We start from the raw sequence: 20,063 nt of genomic DNA, 5'->3' as shown, positions 1-20,063 counted from the left end.
GCACGCACCTACATGCGCTGCTGGACGATGCTCTCGGCCTTCGGGTCCGGCTCGTGGCCGGCCGCGCGGAGCAGCGGCACCACCTCGGCCGCCTCCCGGGCGACGAGGTAGCTCAGGTCGAGGCCCTCGCGGATGAAGCCGTGGCCGCGCATGTGCTCGAACAGGGCCAGCAGCGGCGCCCAGAACTCCGCCACCGAGACCAGCACCACCGGCTTCCGGTGGCGCCCGAGCTGCGCCCAGGTCAGCTGCTCGACCAGCTCCTCCAGGGTGCCGATGCCGCCCGGCAGGGTCACGAACGCGTCCGAGCGCTCGAACATCAGGCGCTTGCGGGTGTGCATGTCGGACACAACCACGGTCTCCTGGATGTCCGCCAGCATGTGCTCGCGCGCCTGGAGGAAGTCCGGGATGATGCCGGTGACGTGTCCGCCGGCGGCGAGCGCCGCCCGCGCCACCGTGCCCATCAGACCGACATCGCCGCCACCGTAGACGAGGCCCATCCCGGCCTGCGCGACCGCGGTCCCGAGGATCTCGGCGGCCTCGCGGAAGGCCGGGTCGCGGCCGAAGCCGGAGCCGCAATAGACACAGACTGTCCTCACCGGAGCCATCCGGCGTCCTCCTCGCGCGTCCGTTGCGAGCCGTCCAGAACGCGCCCCGCGCCCGGCACTCCACGTGCCAAACTGCTGAATTCGCGTGGGATTCACCCGCCTGGGCGGCAGGACGGCTTGGTGTGGGGACCATGTACGGTATTATGGGCGGCGCCGTCGACGGTTTTCGCGCGGGCGGATGGCCGCCCGCCGGGCGGTGGCAGGATGCGGGGAGGCCTTCGTGGCGATGTCGAGACAGGTGCGGCGTAGTCTCGCCCTGGCGCTCGCCGGCCTTCTCGGCGGACTGGGACTCGTGCTGGCGCTGTTCGGCGGCGACTCCCTGCGGCGGCTCACCGGCCGCGCCGGTCCCGAGACGTCCGCGTCGTCGGTGCCCAGCGGCGGCCTGCGCAGCCTCGCCGATCCGGGCGCCCTGGCCGGCCGCGCCGACCCGACGATCGACTTCCGCGACGACAAGCCGGGCCGGGCGAGCCCGGCGCCGGGGACGGGCCCCGTGGCGGCGCTCCCGCAGGACCCCCGCGCCGGCACCGCCGGGGCGCCGCAGGTCGGTCCGGGCCAGGACGCGCGCCTGCCGGAGGCGGCCGAGGCGCCGCGCTTCGACATCGTCCGGGTCGAGCCGAACGGCGACGCCGTGGTGGCCGGCCGCGGCGCGCCGGACGCCGCCATCGAGATGCTGGTCGACGGCAAGCCCGTGGCCCGGGCGAAGGCCGACGCCAACGGCCAGTTCGCGATCGTGCCGCCGGCCCTGCCGGCGGGCGCCAGCACCCTCCGCCTGCGCATGACCGGTGCGGACGGTCGCGCGACCGAGTCGCAGCAGAGCGTCGCGGTGGACGTGGCGCCCGGCCGGGACCGCCAGCCCCTCGTGGCCCTGACCGCCCCGGACGCCGCGACCGTCGTGCTGTCGCAGCCCGGCGCGACCGCCGACGCGAAGGGCGGCCCCGGATCCGGGACCGACCCCAGCACCCGCACCGCGCCGGGCACCAGGGCCGCCGACGCGGTGCCGGCCGGGCGGCCGGCCGGGAGCGGGGAGACCCGCGATGCCGCGGGATCGGGATCAGGATCGGGATCAACCCGGATCGCCAGCGTGGACGTGCAGGGCAACGGCCGCCTGTTCGTGACGGCCACCGGCGCGCCGGGGGCGCGGATCCAGCTCTACCTCAACGACACGCTGATCGCCCCCGGCAGCATCGGGCCGGACGGCCGGGCGACCTTCACGATCGGGCGCGGGATCAAGCCCGGGCAGTATCAGGTGCGGATCGATCAGGTCGATCCGGCCACCGGCAAGGTCGCCAGCCGCGCGGCGGTCCCCCTGTCGGTGCCGGAGCCGACGCAGGTCGCCGCCCGGGAGACCGCCGAGCCCGCACCGTCACCCGCTCAGAGCGGCGGGCGCGATCAGGCCGCGCGCGACGGTGCCGGGCGGGACCGGCCGGCGGCAGCCTCGCCCCCGGCCGCCATCTCGAATCCCCAGATGGCCGACATGGCGGAGCCGGACCGGGTGGGCGCGGTGTTCGTGCCCGAGATCAGCACCGCCCGGATCACCCGCGGCGACAACCTCTGGCGGATCAGCCAGCGCACCTACGGCCGCGGCGAGCGCTACACGGTGATCTACGACGCCAATCAGAACCAGATCCGCGATCCGGACCTGATCTACCCGGGCCAGATCTTCGTGCTGCCCACCGACAAGCGCGGCTGAGCGGCCGCGCCTACTCCACCACCTGATCGTCGCCCGCGAAGGCCAGGCGGCGCAGGCCGCGCAGCGCCCGGTCGAGCTCCTCCCGCGACGGCGAGGCCAGGGCGAGGCGCACCGCGTTCGGCGCGTGGCCGGGATGGACCGCGAAGGACGAGGCCGGGAGGAGGGCGATGCCCTGGCGCAGGGCCGCGGCCGCGTAGGCCTCGGCCCGCCACGTCTCGGGAAGTTCCAACCAAAGATGGTAGGCCTGCGGATCGCCCACGACCCGCAGGTCGGCGAGTGCGGCCCGGGCGAGCGCCTGCCGGGCCGCCGCGTCCCGGCGCTTGGCCGCGGCCAGAGCCGCCGCCGAGCCGCCCGCCATCCAGTGCATGCCGGCCGCGAGCGACAGGCCGAGCACCGTCCAGGCGCCCTGGCGGACGGAGGCGGCGAGCCGGTCGGTGAGCGCCGGCGGCGCGGCGATCAGGCCGACCGTCAGCGCCGGCATCACCCGCTTCGACAGGCTGTCCACGAAGATCACCCGGTCCGGCGCCAGGCCGGCGAGCGGCGGCGCCGCGGCCAGGAAGCTGTAGACCGCGTCCTCGACGGCGGTGAGCCCGGTCCGCTCCAGCACCTCCGCCAGGGCGGCCCGGCGCGCCGGCCCCATCGTGGCGCCGAGGGGGTTGTGCAGGGTCGGCTGGAGATAGACGCCGCTCAGCGGGGTCGTCCGGTGGGCTTGGAGCAGCGCCTCGGGGCAGACGCCCTCCGCGTCCATGGCGAGCGGGATCAGCGTGATCCCGAGCCGCGCCGCGATGCCCTTCACCCCCGGATAGGTCAGGGGCTCGCAGCCGATCCGCTCGCCGGGCGCCGCCAGGGCCGCCAGGGCGGCGGCCAGCGCCTGCCGGCCGTTGCCGGTGAACAGGATGTCGGCGGGATCGGGGGCGTAGCCCTCCCGGGCCAGGAACCCGGCGGCGATCGCCTGCGCCGACGGCGTGCCCGCGGGCCCGTACTGGTTGAAGCCGATCTGGCCGTCGTCGCGGGCGAGCGCCGCCAGGGTCTCCGCCAGGACGGCCTCCTGCTCGGGCAGGCGCGAGTGGGTCCGCTGCAGGTCGAGGGCGGCCGGGGGCGGCTCCGGGCGGAGCAATCCGGCGCGCCCCGGCTCGCTGCGGACGTAGGTGCCGCGCCCGACCTCGCCGGTCACGAGCCCCCGTCGGGCCAGCTCGGCGTAGACGCGGCTGGCCGTCGAGACCGCGATGCCCCGCGCGTAGGCGAAGTCGCGCTGCGGCGGCAGCCGCGCGCCGGGGCGGAGCCGGCCCGCCGCGATGTCGGCCGCGATGGCGTCCGCGACGGAGCGGTAATCCGCGGGCCGCATAATTGCTCCGAGGTCAATGTTTCGATTGATCCGAGGTTTGTATCGGATCAATGCTCCGCCTGCAATCCCGGCCGGACTGCATTCCCGCCACCGGATCGTCTGCGATGCAAGCCGTCACCCTGTCCTCGTCGCCCGCCGCCGCTCGTCCGAGCGCGCACCCGTCCCTGCTCGGCACGTGGCTGCAGCGGATCCGCACCCGCCGCGCCCTGGCGGCGCTCCACCCCGACCAGGCCCGGGATGCCGGCCTCGAGCCCTGGGACCTGCGCGCCGAGGTCGCGAAGCCGTTCTGGCGGGCGTGAGACGGGGGCCTGCACGCAGCGCGGGTGCTCCCGCGCGGCAGCGGGCCTATATGCGGGGCCAGGACATCCCGCCCCGCAGAACCCTTCATGACCGACCACACCGCGCCCGCGGCCGGGACGCCGATCCCGGCCGAGCGCCCCGGCCTGATCGCCACCTACCGGCGGCTCTGGCCGCATCTCTGGCCCCACGGCCGGCCCGACCTGCAGCGCCGGGTCTTCCTGGCCTTCGGGCTGCTGCTCGCCGCCAAGCTCGTGACCATGGTGACGCCGTTCACCTTCAAGTGGATCACCGACGCGCTGGTCGCCGCGGTCGGCGGCAAGGACGAGCCCGTGCCCACGGGGCTGCTCGCCGCGCCGATGCTGCTGATCGCCCTCTACGGCGTCTCGCGGATCGCCATGTCGGCGCTGACCCAGGTGCGCGACGGGCTGTTCGCCAAGGTGGCGATGCACGCGGTGCGGCGGCTGGCGCTCCAGACCTTCGAGCACATGCACCGCCTGTCCCTGCGCTTCCACCTGGAGCGCAAGACCGGCGGCCTGACCCGGGTGCTGGAGCGCGGCCGCGCCGGCATCGAGGAGCTGTCGCGCCTGATGGTGCTGACCCTGGTGCCGACCATCGTCGAGTTCGTGCTGGTGCTCGGCGTGCTGGCCTACGAGTTCAGCTGGACCTACGCGGCGACCGCCTTCCTGACGGTCGCGGCCTACCTGGCCTTCACCTACAAGGCGACCGAGTGGCGGATCGCGATCCGCCGCCGGATGAACGCGTCGGATACGGACGCCAACACCAAGGCGGTCGACTCGCTGCTCAACTACGAGACGGTGAAGTACTTCGGCGCGGAGCGCCGCGAGGCCGCCCGCTACGACGAGTCGATGGCCAAGTACGAGAAGGCCTCGACCCAGACCTACGTGTCGCTGGCGGTGCTCAACGCCGGGCAGGCGGTGATCTTCACCCTGGGCATGACCGTGGTGATGTGGCTCGCGGCGCGCGACATCCTGGCCGGGCGCACGACGATCGGCGGCTTCGTGCTGGCCAACACCATGCTGGTGCAGCTCTCGATGCCCCTGAACTTCATGGGCATGATCTACCGCGAGATCAAACAGGCGCTGATCGACATCGACGACATGTTCCGCATCCTCGGGCAGAACCCCGAGATCGCCGACCGGCCGAGCGCCGCCCCGCTCGCCGTGGCGGGCGGCACGGTGCGGTTCGAGGACGTGCGCTTCGCCTACAATCCCGAGCGGCCGATCCTGCGCGGCGTCACCTTCGAGATCCCGGCGGGCCAGACCGTGGCGGTGGTGGGGCCCTCGGGCGCCGGAAAGTCGACGCTCTCGCGCCTGCTGTTCCGGTTCTACGAGCCGCAGGGGGGCCGGATCAGCGTCGACGGGCAGGACATCGCCGCGGTGACGCAGGCGACGCTCCGGGCGGCGATCGGCATGGTCCCGCAGGACACGGTGCTGTTCAACGACACGATCGGCTACAACATCCGCTACGGCCGGGCCGACGCCACCGAGGCGGAGCTGCGGGAGGCGGCCCGCCTCGCCCAGATCGACCGCTTCGTCTCGGGGCTGCCGGAGGGCTACGACACCCCGGTGGGCGAGCGCGGCCTGAAGCTCTCGGGCGGCGAGAAGCAGCGGGTCGCCATCGCCCGCACGATCCTCAAGGCGCCGCCGATCCTGGTCCTCGACGAGGCGACCTCGGCGCTCGACTCCTTCACGGAGGCCGAGATCCAGGCGGCGCTCGACCGGGTCAGCCGCGGCCGGACCACCCTGGTGATCGCCCACCGGCTGTCGACGGTGGTCAACGCCGACGCGATCCTGGTCCTCGACCACGGCCGCATCGTCGAGCGCGGCACCCACGCCGCGCTGCTGGAGGCCGGGGGCGTCTACGCGGCGCTGTGGGACCGCCAGCGGGAGGCCGACGCCGCCCTGGAGGTGCTCCAGCGCGCCGACGCGCCGGTGCTGCCGCCCCGGCAGGGCCACGCCGCCGTGCCGGAGACCGCGGCCGCGGAGTGACCGAAAGGCCACACGTGGAGAGCGCAATCCGGGCGGGACGCAACCGGAGGCGGTAAGCGCGGTTCTGCGGTTATGCCGCACTTCTACCTGCACATCCGGGACGGTCAGTGGCTGGTCGAGGACCTCGACGGCTCCGACCTGCCCGACCTCGACGCCGCCCGCACCGAGGCGGAGCGCTCCGCCCGGGCGCTGCTGGAGATCCAGCAGGTCGACGGCGCGGTGCTGGCCGGGCAGTCCTTCGAGATCGCCGACGCGTCGGGGCAGGTCCTGGCGGTGGTGCCGCTGAAGGACGTGCTCGAGCTGCCGTAAGCTCCAGGGCGCGGGCGGGACGGTCGGGAACGACCGCCCGATGGCCCCTACGGCCGCGACCGCACCCGGACCCCGAGCAGGTCCTCGAACGGCAGCACCATGGCGCCCTTGTCCCGGTCGCCGTGGCCCTGGCGCAGGGCGGTCTGGTAGGTGGCGGTGGCGGCCGCGGTGACCGGCATCGGGAAGCCGTTCTCCGCCGCGACCGCCGCGGCGGCGACGAGGTCCTTGTAGGCCGCCCCCATCGGGTAGCCCTCGTCGAACTGTCCCCGGAGGATGCGCGGCACGAAGTACTGGGCGGCGTAGCTCCGGCTCGTGCCCGTGGTGACCACCTGGGCGACCTGGTCCGGGTCGAGCCCCATGGCGACGGCCATCGGCAGCACCTCGGCGAGCGCCGCGATGTTGATGTCGTACAGCACGTTGTTGATCGTCTTGGTGAGCTGGCCGGACCCGGCCGGGCCCATGTGCAGGATTGTCGTGCCGATCCGCTCCAGGAGCGGGCGCACCCGCGCGACCGCCCCGGCCTCGCCGCCGCACATCACGGTGAGCGTCCCGGCCTCGGCGCCGGCCGGCGCGCCGGAGACGGGCGCGTCGACGAAGGCGCGCCCGGTCGCCGCCATCGCGCGGCCGATCGCCAGGGCCTGGGCGTGCGCGATCGTGCTGAGATCGACCGCGACCGCCCCCGGGGCGAGGCGCTCCGCCAGGGCACCGGTCCCGAGGAGGGCCGCCTCGACCGCGTCGCCGTTCGGCAGGCACAGGAACAGCACCTCGGCGCCGGCGGCTTGGCGGGGATCGGTGGTGGCGACGAGGCCCGGCGCGTCGAGACCGGCGAGGCGCGCCGGGTCGGTATCGATCGCGACGAGCGTCTCGGCGCCGGAGGCCCGCTTGGCCGCGAGGTTGCGGGCGATGGGATGCCCCATCGCGCCGAGGCCGAGGAGGGCGATGCGCGCAGCCATGCGGGTGTCCCCGTTCCGAGTGTCCGGGCGCCCCCTGTCTGTGTCGAGGAGGCGCCGCGCCAGCATGTCGCCGGACGGGGCCGTCTTCCAGCCCCGGCCCCAACATTGGGGAGAGGCGCGTCATCCCGGGGCCGCTCCCGATCGTGCTGCGGCGGTCAGGACGGCGGGCGTCCCCGATCGGGACATCCGCGCCGTGCCCCCTCTCCCGTGCGGGAGAGGGCTGGGGTGAGGGATACGACGGATCCGGATCGGGCCGACCATCGCCGTGCGTCGGCGTCGAGCCACGTCCGGGCAGGCCTGATCCCTCACCCTGTCCCTCTCCCGCACGGGAGAGGGGACCGGCGTCTCGCACTCACGCGCCGAGACGACCCGCGGCCTTCCGATCGTGACCGTCTTTCCTATTTTGCACTTCCTGTCCGCGGCGTCCCGTGAGCGATCCCGCGGCGTCCCGCGTCCCTCGTGCTCGCGTCCCGGGCCATGCCCCCGGCGCCGCACGGCGCGCGGGGACGATGGCGCGCACCGGAACGGCGGGCGGGGGGCAGGGATGCGTGAAGTTGCGCCGCGCCGTTGTTCCCTCGCCCGGGAAATCGGTCTACACGGCCGCTCCCTCGAAACCGCTTACCTGCCCCGTATGCAGGACTGAGCCCGGAGACGCTCGTACCATGCCGATTCTCACCTTCCCCGACGGCAACACGCGGGAGATCGCCGCCGGCACGACCGGCCGGGCCGTGGTCGAGGGCATCGCCAAGTCGCTGGCCAAGCGCACCGTCGCCATGGCGCTCGACGGCACGGTCGCCGACCTCGACGACCCGATCGACCGCGATGCCCGCATCGAGTTCCTGGACCGCACCGACCCGCGCAGCCTGGAGCTGATCCGCCACGACTGCGCGCACGTGCTGGCCGAGGCCGTGCAGGCGCTCTGGCCGGAGACGCAGGTCACGATCGGCCCGGTGATCGAGAACGGCTTCTACTACGACTTCCACCGCGAGACCCCGTTCACGCCCGAGGACTTCCCGAAGATCGAGGCGAAGATGCGCGAGATTATTTCGCGCGATGCTCCGTTCACCAAGGAAGTCTGGAAGCGCGAGGACGTGCGGGCGCTGTTCGCCGGCAAGGGCGAGGGCTTCAAGGTCGAGCTGGTCGACGCGATCCCGCCGGGCGAGGACCTGAAGATCTACCGCCAGGGCGAGTGGTTCGACCTCTGCCGCGGCCCGCACATGACCTCGACGGCCAAGGTCGGCACCGCCTTCAAGCTGATGAAGGTCGCGGGGGCCTACTGGCGCGGCGACTCGAACAACCCGATGCTGACCCGCATCTACGGGACGGCCTGGGCTGCCCAGGCCGACCTCGACGATTACCTGCACCGGCTGGAAGAGGCCGAGCGCCGCGACCACCGCCGGCTCGGCCGCGAGATGGACCTGTTCCACTTCCAGGAGGAGGGGCCGGGCGTCGTCTTCTGGCACGCCAAGGGCTGGACGATCTTCCAGGAGCTGATCGCCTACATGCGCCGGCGCCTGCGCGGCGACTACGCCGAGGTGAACGCGCCGCAGATCCTCGACAAGGCCCTGTGGGAGACCTCCGGCCACTGGGGCTGGTACCGGGAGAACATGTTCGCCGCGCAGTCCGCGGGCGAGGAGGCCGAGGACAAGCGCTGGTTCGCCCTCAAGCCGATGAACTGCCCCGGCCACGTGCAGATCTTCAAGCACGGGCTGAAATCCTACCGCGACCTGCCCCTGCGCATGGCGGAGTTCGGGATCGTGCACCGCTACGAGCCGTCCGGCGCCATGCACGGGCTGATGCGCGTGCGCGGCTTCACGCAGGACGACGCCCACGTCTTCTGCACCGAGGACCAGCTCGCCGACGAGTGCCTGAAGATCAACGACCTGATCCTCTCGACCTACGCGGATTTCGGATTCGACCAGATCGTCGTGAAGCTCTCGACGCGGCCCGAGAAGCGCGTCGGCTCCGACGCCCTCTGGGACCACGCCGAGGACGTGATGACCCGGGTCCTCGCGCAGATCGAGGAGCAGTCGGCCGGCCGGATCAAGACGGCGGTCAACCCGGGGGAGGGCGCGTTCTACGGGCCCAAATTCGAGTACGTGCTGCGCGACGCCATCGGCCGCGACTGGCAGTGCGGGACCACGCAGGTGGACTTCAACCTGCCCGAGCGGTTCGGCGCCTTCTACATCGACGCCGACGGCGCCCGGAAGCCGCCCGTGATGGTCCACCGGGCCATCTGCGGCTCGATGGAGCGCTTCACCGGCATCCTGATCGAGCACTTCGCCGGGCACTTCCCCCTGTGGCTGGCGCCGGTCCAGGTGGTGGTGGCGACGATCACCGGCGAGGCCGATCCCTACGCCCGGGACGTCATCCGCACCCTGGAGCGCGCGGGCCTGCGGGTCGAGGCGGATCTGCGCAACGAGAAGATCAACTACAAGGTCCGCGAGCACTCGCTCGCCAAGGTGCCAGTGCTGCTGGCGCTCGGCCGCCGCGAGGCGGAGGAGCGGACGGTCTCGATCCGGCGGCTCGGCAGCCAGCAGACCCGCACGCTGCCGCTGACCGAGGCCGTGGCGGCCTTCGTGGAGGAGGCGACCGCGCCCGACATCCGCCGCGCCGAGGCGGTCGCCGCGACGGTCCCGACCAGCGACACGGTGCTCGACGGCCATCACGACCGGCACGACGCGCCCTGACGGCGCCTCCGGAAGACCGCGTCCCGGGGCCGCGCGGCGGCGCCGGGACGACGGAGCGAATCGACCGCGTCGACGCGTCGACCGACAGAGTTCGCGCGCCGGGATCGCGCTCGCAACTTGCGGATGGTCAATCTCGGCACGGATCGCTCAACGCGCACGACTTTCGTCAAGGTTGGCGAAAGGAATCCCATTCTATGAAGATCGGAGACTAATTTCCGGGCCGGCACGTTCCGGCAATCGCCCGACGACGCTGTCGGGCGCTTCGGGGGACCGGCCATGGCGGCGGAGGCGGGCAGGGCGGCGACGAGGCTGGCGCGGCGCCACCGGCAGGTGGCCTGCGACCGGCGCCAGGACGGGCTCGGCCGCGGGCGCAAGCTCGGACCCGGCATCGTTCAGGCGCTGGATTCGCTGCCGCACGGCCTGTGCCTGTTCGATTCCGCCGACCGGCTGCTGTTCGTGAGCGACGGGTTCCGGCGCCTGTTCGGCCCGCCCGCGAGCCGGGTCCGGCCCGGCATGCACGCCCGGGCGGTGGGCGCGGCGAGCGCGGCGGGGGCCCTCCCGGCCGACCGGGATCCCTGCGGCCTCTGGGCGGCGCGCCGGCGGCTCCTCGCCCGGGGCGCGACCGACGCCGTGGTGCAGACGCTCACGGACGGGCGCCAGGTCGCGATCACCCTGCACCCGCAGGCCGGCGGCGGCTGGACCGCCCTGTGGGAGGACGTGACCGAGCGCCGCCGGGCGGAGTCCCTCCTGCGCTACATGGCCCACCACGACCCGCTGACCGGCCTGCCGAACCGCAACCTCTTCGCGGCCCGGCTCGACCGGACCCTGGCCGACCTCGACGGCGCGCCCTGCGCGCTGCTGTGCCTCGACCTCGACGGCTTCAAGCCGGTGAACGACCGCCACGGGCACGCGGTGGGCGACGCGCTCCTGCGGCAGCTGGCCGAGCGCCTGCGGGCGGCGCTGGGCGCGGGCGATTGCGCCGCGCGGCTCGGGGGCGACGAGTTCACCATCCTGCTCGGCGACGCGGCGCCGGCGCCGGCCCTCGGCTTCGCCCTGCGGCTCCAAGCCCGCCTCGCCGAGCCCTACGATCTCGGGACCGGGTCGCCGATCCGCATCGGCGCGGCGATCGGCGTGGCCTGCGCGCCCCTGCACGCCACCCGGGCGCAGGCCCTGGCGGAGCGGGCCGACGCGGCGATGTACGCGGCCAAGCGCCTCGGCCATCCGTACCTGTGGGACGACGCGCTGGGTCCCGGGCCGGCGGATCGGGGCGGCGCGGCCTCGAACGCGGCGCCGGCCTGAGGCGGCCGGGACGGCGCTCAGCGCGCCTTCTCGTGCTCCGCGAGGCCCACGGCCCTGTAATCGTAGGTCGGGAAGAACTCGGTGCGGTAGGCCCCCCAGGCCGTGTCCTCGAGGACGCGGTTGACCTCGCGCAGGCGGGACGCGGGCAGCCGCAGGACGATGATCTGCCCGATCCCCATGACGACGTTCCAGGAGACGACCTCGATGCCCGGCGGCGGGAAGGCCTTGTAGAAGCCCTGCTTGGCGAGCTGCGCGTTCAGCTCCGCCAGCGGGCGGGACTGGTCGTGGCGCAGGAAGACCGTCAGCAGCGCGGCGTTGTCGGCCGTCGCCGCGGCGAAGCCAGCCGGCGGGGGCGGCGCGGTCTGCGCCACCGCCTGTCCGCCGGGACCGAGCAGCAGCAGCGCCGCCGCGAGCGGGGCGGTCAAACCTGTTGGACGTCGCATGCGATCTCCTGGCCTTCCGGTGCGCCGGCCGTCGTCAACGCGCCCGGGCGCCGGACTTTCCCGCTCCGCGCGCCGGCCGCGCCGTCAGCCGCCCTCGACATCGTAGGAGAGCCGCAGGCGCAGGCGGACCGCGCCCTGCGCGTCGCGCACGGCGATCACGTAATCCTGCCGCTCCATCGGATCGGTCAGGCCCTGCGCGAGCCGGGTCAGGATGCGCACCGCCTGCGCCCGCGCCGCGGCGAGATCCGGAAGATCGAAGCCGTCGCGGTCGCGAACCAGGTTGGCGCCGTCGTGGAGGTCGATGAAATAGCGGGGCACGGATGCGAGCTCAGCGAGCGCCGGAGCTCGCAAGGATCAATCTCCGCTGTTTCTACGTAGTTTCCCGAGGGCCGCAATCCGAGGTCGCCCGTGTCGCACCCCCAGAGGCGGCCGGTTGTAAGGCGGGCCAAGCGGGCGGCGTCAGCTCCCCAGCAGGCTCTCGGCGAAATCGTCCGGAACGGTCCCGAACTGGCCGAGGATGGTGACGCCCTCGAGCTCCCCGGTCTCGTCGTCGGCCACGACCTTGAGGGCCGCGGCGCCCGGCATGCGGGCGGCCAGCGCCTCCGCCTTCTTGAGGGCGCCGAACTCGCTCTGCGCGGGCTCCTGGCGGGCGGGGCGCAGGCGGTTCCGGTGCAGCTCGAACGGCTGCACGAGGTAGGTGGTCTTCAGGGTCATTCCGGCCTCCTCGGCGCGGCGAGCGGTCGCGAACGGGCCGCGGCGCGGTCCGCTACAGGCTGCGGGTGGTCACCCCGAGGGCGAGCAGGGCGTAGGCGCCGATGAAGAACCATTGCCGGTGCGCCACGACGGTTTTTCCGACCATCGGGATGCGCGTGTACAGGCTGGCGACGGCGAGGCCGATCAGCACGGCCGATACCAGGAACGTGAGCAGGCGCGGGGCGGAGAGCGTGGGCATGCTCCATGCTCCGCCCGGTACACTTACCGGACCGTTACCGGTCGAGTCCGGGCACGAGGGGGCGATACGCCGTCAACGGCCCCTGCGTTCCGGGAAGCAGCCCGACCTCGGCGAGCCAGAGGACCATGATCGCCCCGGCCAGCAGCGTCGCGAGCGAGGCCAGACGCCCGGTCCACCGCCGCAGGACGAACATGGCGACCACGACGGCCAGCAGGGCGACGAGAAGGGCGAGCATCAGCATGGTCGGGCCATGCCACGCCCGGGCCGGCGCGTCACCGCGGATGACGGCGAAACACGCTGCCGGCCGGGGCGCATCGGCGTCGCGGCCGCCAGATGCACGTTCTGGTCGTTCCGCAGAGTGGAAACTCTACCGCAGTCGATAAGCTGCCTCGGGAGGCGCCCGGAAATACTCCGCCGCAAATCGCCAGAAATAGCTGTCCGCTCTCCGCGGCGGGCACCCCAATCATGCACCGGATGCGGCCAACCAACGCTTTTGTAACTTGCATTCAGTGCTCAAAAGTAGCAGATCCCGGGCGAGGGGCACACCAGGAATCTTGCAGTGACAGAAGAAACCACAGGGCCCAACTCCAACTTCATCGAGCTGGCGGGCGATATCGTCGCCGCCTACGTGTCGAACAATCCGGTGCCGGCCGCGGAGCTGCCGGCGCTGATCGCGCGGGTGCACGGCGCGATCAGCGGGCTCGTCACCGGGACTCTGACGGCGGAGATCGGGGCGGCTCCGGAGGCCGAGGTCGAGAAGCCGAGCGCGGCCCAGATCCGCAAGTCGGTCCGGCACGACGGGATCGTCAGCTTCATCGACGGCAAGACCTACAAGACGCTGAAGCGTCACCTGACCAGCCACGGCCTGGACCCGCGCAGCTACCGCGATCGCTACGGCCTGCCGGCCGACTACCCGATGGTCGCTCCGAGCTACGCCGAGCAGCGCTCCGCCCTCGCCAAGGCGATCGGCCTAGGCCAGCCCGGCGCCATGGCCGAGCGCGAGCGCAAGGGCCGCAAGGCCGCCTGAGGATGAAGACCCCCGAGGGTGCCCCGCCCGGGGCACCCTCGCAACGACGCGTCGCGGAGCCCGGCGCGTCGCGCGGCCGCGGCCGGCCCCTCCCGGAGCGCGGGAGCCGACCGCCGCGTGGCCCGAAACCGCGCCGAGATCGTTGCATCCTCGCCACACACGCCCAGGACATCGCGCGACACGGACAAGCTGCCACACTCTGCACAAAGCTGATGCGCACGCCGGAGCCCGAGGATGCTACCGAAGGGTTCGGCGAGATGAAGCGAGAGCAGACGATGACGAGTTCGGTCGTGCCGTTCCCGGCGCATATCGCGCCCGCGGTCGTGGACGAGGACACCGCGTCGATCATCGCCGTGTTGCAGGACCAGCTGGCACTGGCCCGCGAGGGCCGGCTGCGCTCGGTGGCGGTGGTCTCCGTCTCGGCGGACGGCGAGGCGATCGGCACGCAATGGTCCTGCAAGGGCTCCGATATCAGCAACCTGATCGGCAAGCTGACCGTCCTGACCCACGACCTGATGGCCGCCCGGAAGTGACCGACCGGAGCTGACGGGCGCGCCCGCGAGGCCGGCCCCGCGCGCTGCGGTGAGGGGTGGCACGGTCCGCCCGGTGCGGCGTTCCAGAGTCGGGTCCAGCCTCGGACCGAAGGAATGCCCCGGATGACTCGCGCTCTGCTGCTCGCCGCCCTCCTGGCCACGGCCGTCCTGCCGGGCGCGGCCCGCGCTGCCGAGGAGACGGACGACACCAAGCGCACCGAGACGATTCAGGGGCTCGTGCGGATCGTCGGCGCGCAGGCCGGTATCGTCCTGTACTGCCGCAAGCTCTACACCATCGACGACACGGTTTCCGAGGGTCTGTCCCGCACGGTGCGCCGAGCCCTCGACGTGTCCCTCGGCCACCCGCGAGCCCGGAACGCCATCGCCGAGGAGGGCCGGCGGGTCGCGGACGAGATCGCCGCGGTCGGAGCGGAGCAGTGGTGCGCCGACCAGCGCGACATCCTGAACACGGACGGCGTCCGGGTCTTCATCGACTGATCCCGTCGGATCCCGTCTCCCGGGCCGGTCCGGGCGGTTCAGTCGGCCGGCATCCCTCGAGAATGGCGACTCCGGCGGCGCGCGTGCCGCGAGTCCCGCGTCCAGATCGGACGAAGGCGGCCTTGCGGCGGATGTTCCGCAGTGCAGAACAGATGAGCGTCTTGTTCACCGCGTCTTCGTCTGTCATGTTTTGACGACGGAAGAGCCTGAACAGATCAAGCCGGTCGCACTCGTCCGTTTACAAGAGCCCTCAAGGGCCGCGAGACCGGCGCATAGGGAAACGCCATGTCTCGTCCGATTCTCCTGGCCCTCGCTCTCGTCATCTGCGGGGCCGCGGTCACACTGTTCGCCTTCCTGCGCGCACCCCAGTCGCGGGAGTTCGCCGGGTGGGACGCCGCCTTCATGGGCGGCATCGGCGCGGTCGCGCTGGGCTTCCTCACCACCCTCGTCGAGGTCGTGACCGGGTAGGTCGATCCTGGGGCAGGCCTCGAGCCGCCGGGCGACCCGACCGAGGCCGCCCCGGTTCCTCGGATTCGCTGCCCCCGCCGCTCGGCGGGCGGCGAAGCTCTGCGCATCCGGTACTCGGCCGAACCCGCATAAAGAGCGCAGAATTCACAGGGACGCGGGCATCCCGACAATTCGAGGCATTTCGCAAACCCCGCTTGAACCCGGGTGACCGATCCTGTCGGGCAGAGGTTCTCGAGGCGGTGATGTTCGAACGACGCAGCGCTCCACGCACGCTTCTCAACGAGACCGGCAGCATCTCGGTCGACGAGCATCGAAGCTTGCCCTGCATCGTCTACGACCGGTCCGCCGGCGGCGTGCGGGTCGCGCTTCCGGATGCCGAGATCGTGCCGGACAGCTTCATCCTCAGCATCGACGCGAGCAGCGAGATCCTCGTCTGCCGCGCGATCTGGCGGAAGGCGGAGGAGATCGGCGCCACGACCGACATCCCCGAAACGGCGCGGTCGGGCCGCGTGACTCTCTGGCGCGAACTCGAACCGAGCTGACGGGCGCCTCCGGCGGATCATCCGGCGCTCGGCACGACCACGCTCACCGACAGACCGGGGCGGCGGCGTTGCCGGCCGGGCGCGCGTCACTCCCAGTCGATGTTGAGCGAGCGCTCGAAGGCGGCCGCGGACAGCTCCTTGCCCTTCGGATCGGCGACCGTGATCTCGCGGAAGCCGCGCCGGGCCAGCTCCCAGGTCTTCTCCATCGCCTGCTCGTCCGTCCCGCAGGCGAACGTCATGACGCGCCCGGACGGATCAATCCCCTTGACGGTGAACACACCACTCTCCCTGCTCGCGCCTCCCATATAGAGCCGCGATCCGAAACGCGCCTCCCGCCATCGTGACGGAGCCCCGGGACCCGTACCCGCGCCGTCGCGTTGGCTGCAGGCAGGGAGAGACCGCATGACGAGCGCGCGCGAGACCGCAGCCCCGACGAGCCTCGATCCGGATCCGCGCGAGGCGGATACGGTCCCGGCGGAGCGCCGCGAGAGGGCGGCACCGGCCACGCTCCCGACCGACGATCCCGAGGTCGGCCTCGCGCAGAAGGGCAGCGGGGAAGAGGCGGTCGTCCGGCGCGAGACCGAGATCTGACCGGTCGCGCCGGCACGCGGGCGATCCCTGGACGCCGTCACGTGTGCGATGCACAAACGGGCCGGCCGCACCCGGATGGCGGCCGACAGGAGACCGCTCATGGCACAGATGTCGAGCTGCGAGGTCCCGAACCAGATCCGCGACCGCGCCGAGACCAGCGTCGCGCAGGCCCGCGAGGCCTTCGAAAGCTTCATCGGAGCGGCGCGGTGCGCCTCCGACACGGTGCACGGGACCGCCGATCTCGCCCGCACCAACGCGCAGGCCCCGTACGCCCGCAGCCTGGAGCACGCGGAGCAGAACATCCGCGCCGGTCTGGATCACGCGCGGAAGCTCGCGGCGGCCAGATCGCACTCGGAGGCGACCGCGCTCCAGGCCGAGTACGCCCGCGAGCGCCTCGCGGCCCTGCAGGCGCAGGCCCAGGAGGTCGGCAGCCTGGCCCAGAGCGCGTTCCAGCAGGGAGCCGAGCGCGCCGGCGCCGCTCTGCAGCGGGGCGCCGACGCGGCCCGCACGCCCCTGGAGCAGGGGCAGGATGCGGCCCGGGAGGCGGCGGTCGCGGCTCACGAGGCCGCCGGGGCGGCGTCGCACTGACCGGAACCGCCGAGCGGCTTCAGGGCGAGTGGCCGGCGGCCCTTCGCGGCACTGCCGGCCGTGTTCGGACGCGGAGTTGGAGATGATGTACGGGGAGGTTGGCCGCCTGGCGGATGAGAGCCTGCGGCTGGGCCTGAGACAGGCCGAGAACGCCGTCCTGCTCGTGTTGGCGGCGCAGTACGCGTGGGCGGATCTGTGGTTCGAGGGGTATCGCGCGGCGGGGACCGCCCTCAGCACCGAGCTCGATCAGCGGGCGCGGACGCGGCGGCTGATCCGTCGCGGCGTGGCACCATCGGTGGCCGCGCAGGAGTTGCACATCGTCTGAGCCGTGGCCGGGGACGGAGCCGCTCGAGGCGCGCCGTCCCCGGCAGCGGGCTCAGCGGCCGGCCTCGACGGACGCCTGGACCATCGGTCGGCCGAGGGACGAGACCGTCCCGTTGACGGTCGCCGGCGCGGCGACGGGCTGGGGCGTGGTGGTCAGATCGTGGATCGCGCGGATCTGCTGGGCGGGCCGGGCCTGATCGCGATAGAGCGGCGGCGTCAGGTGCAGGCGGTCGTCGGCGGCGGAGAGACCCGTGAAGGCCGCCGAGGTGAGCGCGGCCGACGCGAGGATAAGGATCGTGCGCATGGTGCGTCTCCGGTTCGATCGCGGCGTCGACCGCGGGATGCGATCGACCAGCGCAGGAGACCACGGATTTGTGCGGCGCGGCATGCAATTTGCGCATTGCACCATATCGCCATGACGGCACGGTATTGCAGTGTTTCCGGGGAATTCTCAGCCGTGAATTCAGGCACGGATCGCGCGCGCCATGCATTCGATGCAAATGAACTAAACTTCCACCGGCGCGTTCTCAAATCAAACTTGAGGAGCGCGTCATTTGTTTTTGGCGCGCCATCCCCGGATCGATCGAAACCGTCGGGCGAGCGTGAGCATTGTTGGCGTCGCGGCCCGCGACACGAATCAGAGGCCTCAGCGCCAGATCCGCGTCACACAGGCACGCTAGAAAATCGCCTATCCCGCGCAAGCATCCTGCGAAGCACCACGAGAGCGCCGATGACGCCCTCCGACCTCGACAGACGAGCCGAGCTGACCATCTGGCCCAAGGGTGCGCCCGGCCACGCCGCGGAGGGGCGGCCCTTCGCGACCCTGCGCGAGGCTCTCGCCGTCGCGATCGCGGCGATCGAGTCCGGCGAGGCCCAGCCCTGGATCATCACCGAGGCCGGCGACATCCTCTCGCCGCGCTGGATCCAGGCGAATTCCCGATCGCGGGCACCGCACTAGCCGGCGCCGCGCCGCGGGCGGAGCGGATCAGCAGCCGATGCAGATGTCGCGGACGACGTGCTGATGCCGCTGGCCGGTGCGCTGGTTCGGCAGCTGTCCGTCGATCGACGAGAATCCGCTGCCCAGGGCCCGGAAGCGGCGCTCGACCGCCGGAACAGACACGGCCTTGACCGGGGCGGGCACCTCCGCGGCCGGGGCGGGAGGCGGCGCCGCCGTCGGGGCGGGCGCCCCGTTGGCCATGCCGGGATCGGGCAGGGCCAGGGCCATGCCCGGCGCCGGCGGCGCCTGCGCGAACTCGCCTGCCCGACCCGGCAGGGGCGCGGCGACCAGGAGCGCGAGGACCGGGGCCGCGACGACGCGCCGGTTCAGCGGATGCATCACACTCTCCTGCCTCGGGAGCCGGCACGCCACGGACCCCGTGCCTCTGGGCCATTGCCCGATCGGCCCCCGTCCCGATGACGGGAGCGGGGCCGGCCTCGGTTGTGCGCGGCGGAGCGGGGCGCCGCCACTCATCCATTCGGCGGAGCGTGCGCCGGGCGGCTCAGTAGGCCCGACCGTAGAAGGGCTGCGAGACCGGGCGATAGCGGTCGCTCACCGGCCACGTATAGGGCTGCTCTTTGCCGGTGCGCAGGTCCGAGCGGAACTTCGGCTCGTTGAAGCCGATCCCGTGCAGGCCCGCCGCGCTCCTGGCACCGTGGCCCTTGGACCCGGCATCGCGCGCCAGGGCAGCGCCCGAGACGCCGATAACGAGAGCGGCCGCGAGTGAGACGCGGCCCAGCATGACGTTCATCTCTGTCTCCTGTCCCGGCCGAGGTGCCGGCACAGAAGCAACGGCAGCGGTTCGGCCCGGTTCCGGGCCCGGAGGCCGCTCAGAACCCCTGGCCGAGGCAGGCTTCGGCGAAGGGCCCGCCGCAGAGGTCGCCGGTCCGGATCGGCGCGGCCGCCGCGCCGCCGATGCCGGCACCGCCGATCGCCCCGCCGCCGGTCGGCAGGGTGCGGGCCGCCTGGGCGGAGTCGTCCGCGGGCAGCCCGGGCGTCCCGGCGATCCCGGCGCCGCCCGTGCCGGTGCCGACCGCCCCGGATGCCGTCACGGCCGCGGTCCCGCTGGCGGCCGTTCCGGTCCCGAGCCCGAGAAGTCCGAACAGCCCGAACAGCCCGCCGGTGGACAGGGTGGTGCCCGTCGCGCCGATGCCCGACGCGTTGGCCACGCCGCTGCCGGCACCGGTCGACCCGGCGACGCCGGTCGAGCCCGTCGCGAGCGAGGATCCGAGGGTCCCGGCGGCGTTCAGGCCTGTTCCGACACCTGTTCCGACACCTGCGCCGATACCGGTTCCGGCGCCCGTGACACCGGTGCCTAGGCCGGAGGCGAGGCCCGTCCCGCCCCCGAGCCCGCCCGTGCCGAGGGTCGACGTCAGGAGGCTCCCCGTGCTCGAGCCCGGTCCCGTGCGGGACGCACCGCTGAGACCGCTGCGGACCCCGGTGGCGCCGATCGTCCCGCCGGTCCCGAGGGTCGTGCCGGTGACGCCGGCACCGCCGGTCGCGGTGGATCCCAGGCCGCCGAGCTGGCCCGCGCCGCCCGAACCGGCGGTCGTGGTGCCGAGCGTCGTCCCGGCCGAGGCGCCGGCCGACGCGCCGATGCGGCCGCCGCCTCCGCCCCCGCCGCCGCCGAAGCTCAGCTGGCCGGCATTCACGAGGCCGCCGGTCTGCGCCGAGACGGTCGGGAAGGGCCCGGTGGTGGAACTGCCGCCCAGGCTGAGCTGGCCGGGATTGGCGATGGGGGTGATCGGCTCCAGCGCGGCCGAACTCGGAACCGTCGCGGTGGCCGACAGGCTCTGCGCCCCGGCCGGGACGGCGATCGCCAGCAGCAGGGCGGCAGCGAGGATGGACCGCATGGCACGCTCCACAGGCGGGGACGGCGGCGAGGGCCGGGACACGGTAT

At 73.0% G+C, this 20,063-nt stretch carries 28 protein-coding genes; 15 read left to right on the top strand and 13 right to left on the bottom strand.

The features are described 5' to 3' along the window. Window positions 1-8: 8 nt before the first annotated feature. Window positions 9-605, bottom strand: coding sequence for a TIGR00730 family Rossman fold protein (locus tag LOK46_RS10120; protein ID WP_273563640.1), 597 nt, complete (start codon window positions 603-605; stop codon window positions 9-11). Between the two features lie 226 nt (window positions 606-831). On the opposite strand from LOK46_RS10120, the gene LOK46_RS10115 reads away from it, so the two are divergent. Continuing rightward, window positions 832-2,295 carry a LysM peptidoglycan-binding domain-containing protein gene (locus tag LOK46_RS10115; protein ID WP_273564576.1) on the top strand — a complete coding sequence of 488 codons (1,464 nt, stop codon included), beginning with the start codon at window positions 832-834 and terminating at the stop codon, window positions 2,293-2,295. A gap of 10 nt (window positions 2,296-2,305) precedes the next feature. Here LOK46_RS10115 and LOK46_RS10110 read toward each other — a convergent pair whose 3' ends face one another. Continuing rightward, a complete protein-coding gene (locus tag LOK46_RS10110; RefSeq protein WP_273563639.1) occupies window positions 2,306-3,640 on the bottom strand; it encodes an aminotransferase-like domain-containing protein in 1,335 nt (444 codons plus the stop codon). A gap of 104 nt (window positions 3,641-3,744) precedes the next feature. On the opposite strand from LOK46_RS10110, the gene LOK46_RS10105 reads away from it, so the two are divergent. The 3 genes from LOK46_RS10105 (at window position 3,745) to LOK46_RS10095 (ending at window position 6,258) form a co-directional block, all read left to right on the top strand. Continuing rightward, a complete protein-coding gene (locus tag LOK46_RS10105; protein WP_273563638.1) occupies window positions 3,745-3,939 on the top strand; it encodes a DUF1127 domain-containing protein in 195 nt (64 codons plus the stop codon). Between the two features lie 87 nt (window positions 3,940-4,026). Continuing rightward, the gene (locus tag LOK46_RS10100) at window positions 4,027-5,949 is read left to right on the top strand and encodes an ABCB family ABC transporter ATP-binding protein/permease (protein ID WP_273563637.1); all 1,923 of its coding nucleotides are present in this window, start codon (window positions 4,027-4,029) and stop codon (window positions 5,947-5,949) included. A gap of 72 nt (window positions 5,950-6,021) precedes the next feature. Next, a complete protein-coding gene (locus LOK46_RS10095) occupies window positions 6,022-6,258 on the top strand; it encodes a DUF6894 family protein (protein WP_273563636.1) in 237 nt (78 codons plus the stop codon). Window positions 6,259-6,305: 47 nt separating this feature from the next. On the opposite strand, the gene LOK46_RS10090 is transcribed toward LOK46_RS10095, so the two are convergent. After that, window positions 6,306-7,211 carry an NAD(P)-dependent oxidoreductase gene (locus LOK46_RS10090; RefSeq protein WP_273563635.1) on the bottom strand — a complete coding sequence of 302 codons (906 nt, stop codon included), beginning with the start codon at window positions 7,209-7,211 and terminating at the stop codon, window positions 6,306-6,308. Window positions 7,212-7,873: 662 nt separating this feature from the next. Here LOK46_RS10090 and thrS point away from each other — a divergent pair. Continuing rightward, entirely contained in the window at window positions 7,874-9,901 is a 2,028-nt protein-coding gene (thrS, locus tag LOK46_RS10085; protein WP_273563634.1) for a threonine--tRNA ligase, read from the top strand. A 276-nt stretch (window positions 9,902-10,177) separates the two neighbouring features. Next, complete coding sequence (locus LOK46_RS10080; RefSeq protein ID WP_273563633.1) at window positions 10,178-11,200, top strand: sensor domain-containing diguanylate cyclase; 1,023 nt, start codon at window positions 10,178-10,180, stop codon at window positions 11,198-11,200. A gap of 17 nt (window positions 11,201-11,217) precedes the next feature. Here the strand turns inward: LOK46_RS10080 and LOK46_RS10075 are convergent, their stop codons facing one another. From LOK46_RS10075 to LOK46_RS10055, 5 genes are all read right to left on the bottom strand, one after another. Continuing rightward, window positions 11,218-11,643 (bottom strand): hypothetical protein, encoded by a 426-nt coding sequence (locus LOK46_RS10075; RefSeq protein WP_273563632.1) that lies wholly within the window; start codon window positions 11,641-11,643, stop codon window positions 11,218-11,220. An 84-nt stretch (window positions 11,644-11,727) separates the two neighbouring features. After that, the gene (locus tag LOK46_RS10070; RefSeq protein ID WP_273563631.1) at window positions 11,728-11,961 is read right to left on the bottom strand and encodes a DUF6894 family protein; all 234 of its coding nucleotides are present in this window, start codon (window positions 11,959-11,961) and stop codon (window positions 11,728-11,730) included. A gap of 141 nt (window positions 11,962-12,102) precedes the next feature. Beyond that, a complete protein-coding gene (locus tag LOK46_RS10065) occupies window positions 12,103-12,357 on the bottom strand; it encodes a hypothetical protein (RefSeq protein WP_012318899.1) in 255 nt (84 codons plus the stop codon). A gap of 52 nt (window positions 12,358-12,409) precedes the next feature. Beyond that, window positions 12,410-12,595, bottom strand: coding sequence for a hypothetical protein (locus tag LOK46_RS10060; RefSeq protein ID WP_012318898.1), 186 nt, complete (start codon window positions 12,593-12,595; stop codon window positions 12,410-12,412). 34 nt (window positions 12,596-12,629) lie between these two features. Beyond that, window positions 12,630-12,830 carry a hypothetical protein gene (locus LOK46_RS10055; protein ID WP_331316575.1) on the bottom strand — a complete coding sequence of 67 codons (201 nt, stop codon included), beginning with the start codon at window positions 12,828-12,830 and terminating at the stop codon, window positions 12,630-12,632. A 324-nt stretch (window positions 12,831-13,154) separates the two neighbouring features. Between LOK46_RS10055 and LOK46_RS10050 the strand changes: the two genes are divergently transcribed. The 5 genes from LOK46_RS10050 to LOK46_RS10030 all read left to right on the top strand — a co-directional run bounded on the left by LOK46_RS10050 (window position 13,155) and on the right by LOK46_RS10030 (window position 15,663). Then, window positions 13,155-13,622, top strand: coding sequence for a MucR family transcriptional regulator (locus LOK46_RS10050; RefSeq protein ID WP_273563630.1), 468 nt, complete (start codon window positions 13,155-13,157; stop codon window positions 13,620-13,622). 257 nt (window positions 13,623-13,879) lie between these two features. Next, window positions 13,880-14,155 (top strand): hypothetical protein, encoded by a 276-nt coding sequence (locus tag LOK46_RS10045; RefSeq protein ID WP_012318895.1) that lies wholly within the window; start codon window positions 13,880-13,882, stop codon window positions 14,153-14,155. Window positions 14,156-14,278: 123 nt separating this feature from the next. Then, a complete protein-coding gene (locus tag LOK46_RS10040) occupies window positions 14,279-14,653 on the top strand; it encodes a hypothetical protein (RefSeq protein ID WP_273563629.1) in 375 nt (124 codons plus the stop codon). 285 nt (window positions 14,654-14,938) lie between these two features. Next, complete coding sequence (locus LOK46_RS10035; protein WP_273563628.1) at window positions 14,939-15,121, top strand: hypothetical protein; 183 nt, start codon at window positions 14,939-14,941, stop codon at window positions 15,119-15,121. A gap of 242 nt (window positions 15,122-15,363) precedes the next feature. After that, window positions 15,364-15,663: a PilZ domain-containing protein gene (locus tag LOK46_RS10030; protein WP_273563627.1), complete on the top strand. Its 300-nt coding sequence runs from the start codon at window positions 15,364-15,366 to the stop codon at window positions 15,661-15,663. 86 nt (window positions 15,664-15,749) lie between these two features. Here LOK46_RS10030 and LOK46_RS10025 read toward each other — a convergent pair whose 3' ends face one another. Then, window positions 15,750-15,968 (bottom strand): hypothetical protein, encoded by a 219-nt coding sequence (locus tag LOK46_RS10025; protein ID WP_210383195.1) that lies wholly within the window; start codon window positions 15,966-15,968, stop codon window positions 15,750-15,752. A gap of 97 nt (window positions 15,969-16,065) precedes the next feature. Here LOK46_RS10025 and LOK46_RS10020 point away from each other — a divergent pair, with 97 nt between their 5' ends. From LOK46_RS10020 to LOK46_RS10010, 3 genes are all read left to right on the top strand, one after another. Continuing rightward, the gene (locus tag LOK46_RS10020) at window positions 16,066-16,254 is read left to right on the top strand and encodes a hypothetical protein (RefSeq protein ID WP_273563626.1); all 189 of its coding nucleotides are present in this window, start codon (window positions 16,066-16,068) and stop codon (window positions 16,252-16,254) included. Window positions 16,255-16,353: 99 nt separating this feature from the next. After that, entirely contained in the window at window positions 16,354-16,842 is a 489-nt protein-coding gene (locus tag LOK46_RS10015; protein WP_273563625.1) for a phasin, read from the top strand. Between the two features lie 82 nt (window positions 16,843-16,924). Further along, the gene (locus LOK46_RS10010) at window positions 16,925-17,167 is read left to right on the top strand and encodes a hypothetical protein (protein WP_273563624.1); all 243 of its coding nucleotides are present in this window, start codon (window positions 16,925-16,927) and stop codon (window positions 17,165-17,167) included. Window positions 17,168-17,218: 51 nt separating this feature from the next. Here the strand turns inward: LOK46_RS10010 and LOK46_RS10005 are convergent, their stop codons facing one another. Next, window positions 17,219-17,470: a hypothetical protein gene (locus tag LOK46_RS10005; protein WP_273563623.1), complete on the bottom strand. Its 252-nt coding sequence runs from the start codon at window positions 17,468-17,470 to the stop codon at window positions 17,219-17,221. A 426-nt stretch (window positions 17,471-17,896) separates the two neighbouring features. Here LOK46_RS10005 and LOK46_RS10000 point away from each other — a divergent pair, with 426 nt between their 5' ends. Then, on the top strand, window positions 17,897-18,124 hold the full coding sequence (locus LOK46_RS10000) for a hypothetical protein (RefSeq protein WP_012318886.1): 228 nt from the start codon (window positions 17,897-17,899) through the stop codon (window positions 18,122-18,124). A gap of 27 nt (window positions 18,125-18,151) precedes the next feature. On the opposite strand, the gene LOK46_RS09995 is transcribed toward LOK46_RS10000, so the two are convergent. The 3 genes from LOK46_RS09995 to LOK46_RS09985 all read right to left on the bottom strand — a co-directional run bounded on the left by LOK46_RS09995 (window position 18,152) and on the right by LOK46_RS09985 (window position 20,016). Further along, on the bottom strand, window positions 18,152-18,502 hold the full coding sequence (locus LOK46_RS09995) for a hypothetical protein (RefSeq protein ID WP_273563622.1): 351 nt from the start codon (window positions 18,500-18,502) through the stop codon (window positions 18,152-18,154). Between the two features lie 163 nt (window positions 18,503-18,665). Continuing rightward, window positions 18,666-18,914: a hypothetical protein gene (locus tag LOK46_RS09990; RefSeq protein ID WP_273563621.1), complete on the bottom strand. Its 249-nt coding sequence runs from the start codon at window positions 18,912-18,914 to the stop codon at window positions 18,666-18,668. Between the two features lie 79 nt (window positions 18,915-18,993). Continuing rightward, window positions 18,994-20,016 carry a hypothetical protein gene (locus LOK46_RS09985; protein ID WP_273563620.1) on the bottom strand — a complete coding sequence of 341 codons (1,023 nt, stop codon included), beginning with the start codon at window positions 20,014-20,016 and terminating at the stop codon, window positions 18,994-18,996. Window positions 20,017-20,063: the final 47 nt, after the last annotated feature.

The sequence above is a fragment of the Methylobacterium sp. NMS14P genome, from assembly GCF_028583545.1.
GTDB lineage: Bacteria > Pseudomonadota > Alphaproteobacteria > Rhizobiales > Beijerinckiaceae > Methylobacterium.
This window is presented reverse-complemented; position numbering and strand designations above follow the sequence as displayed.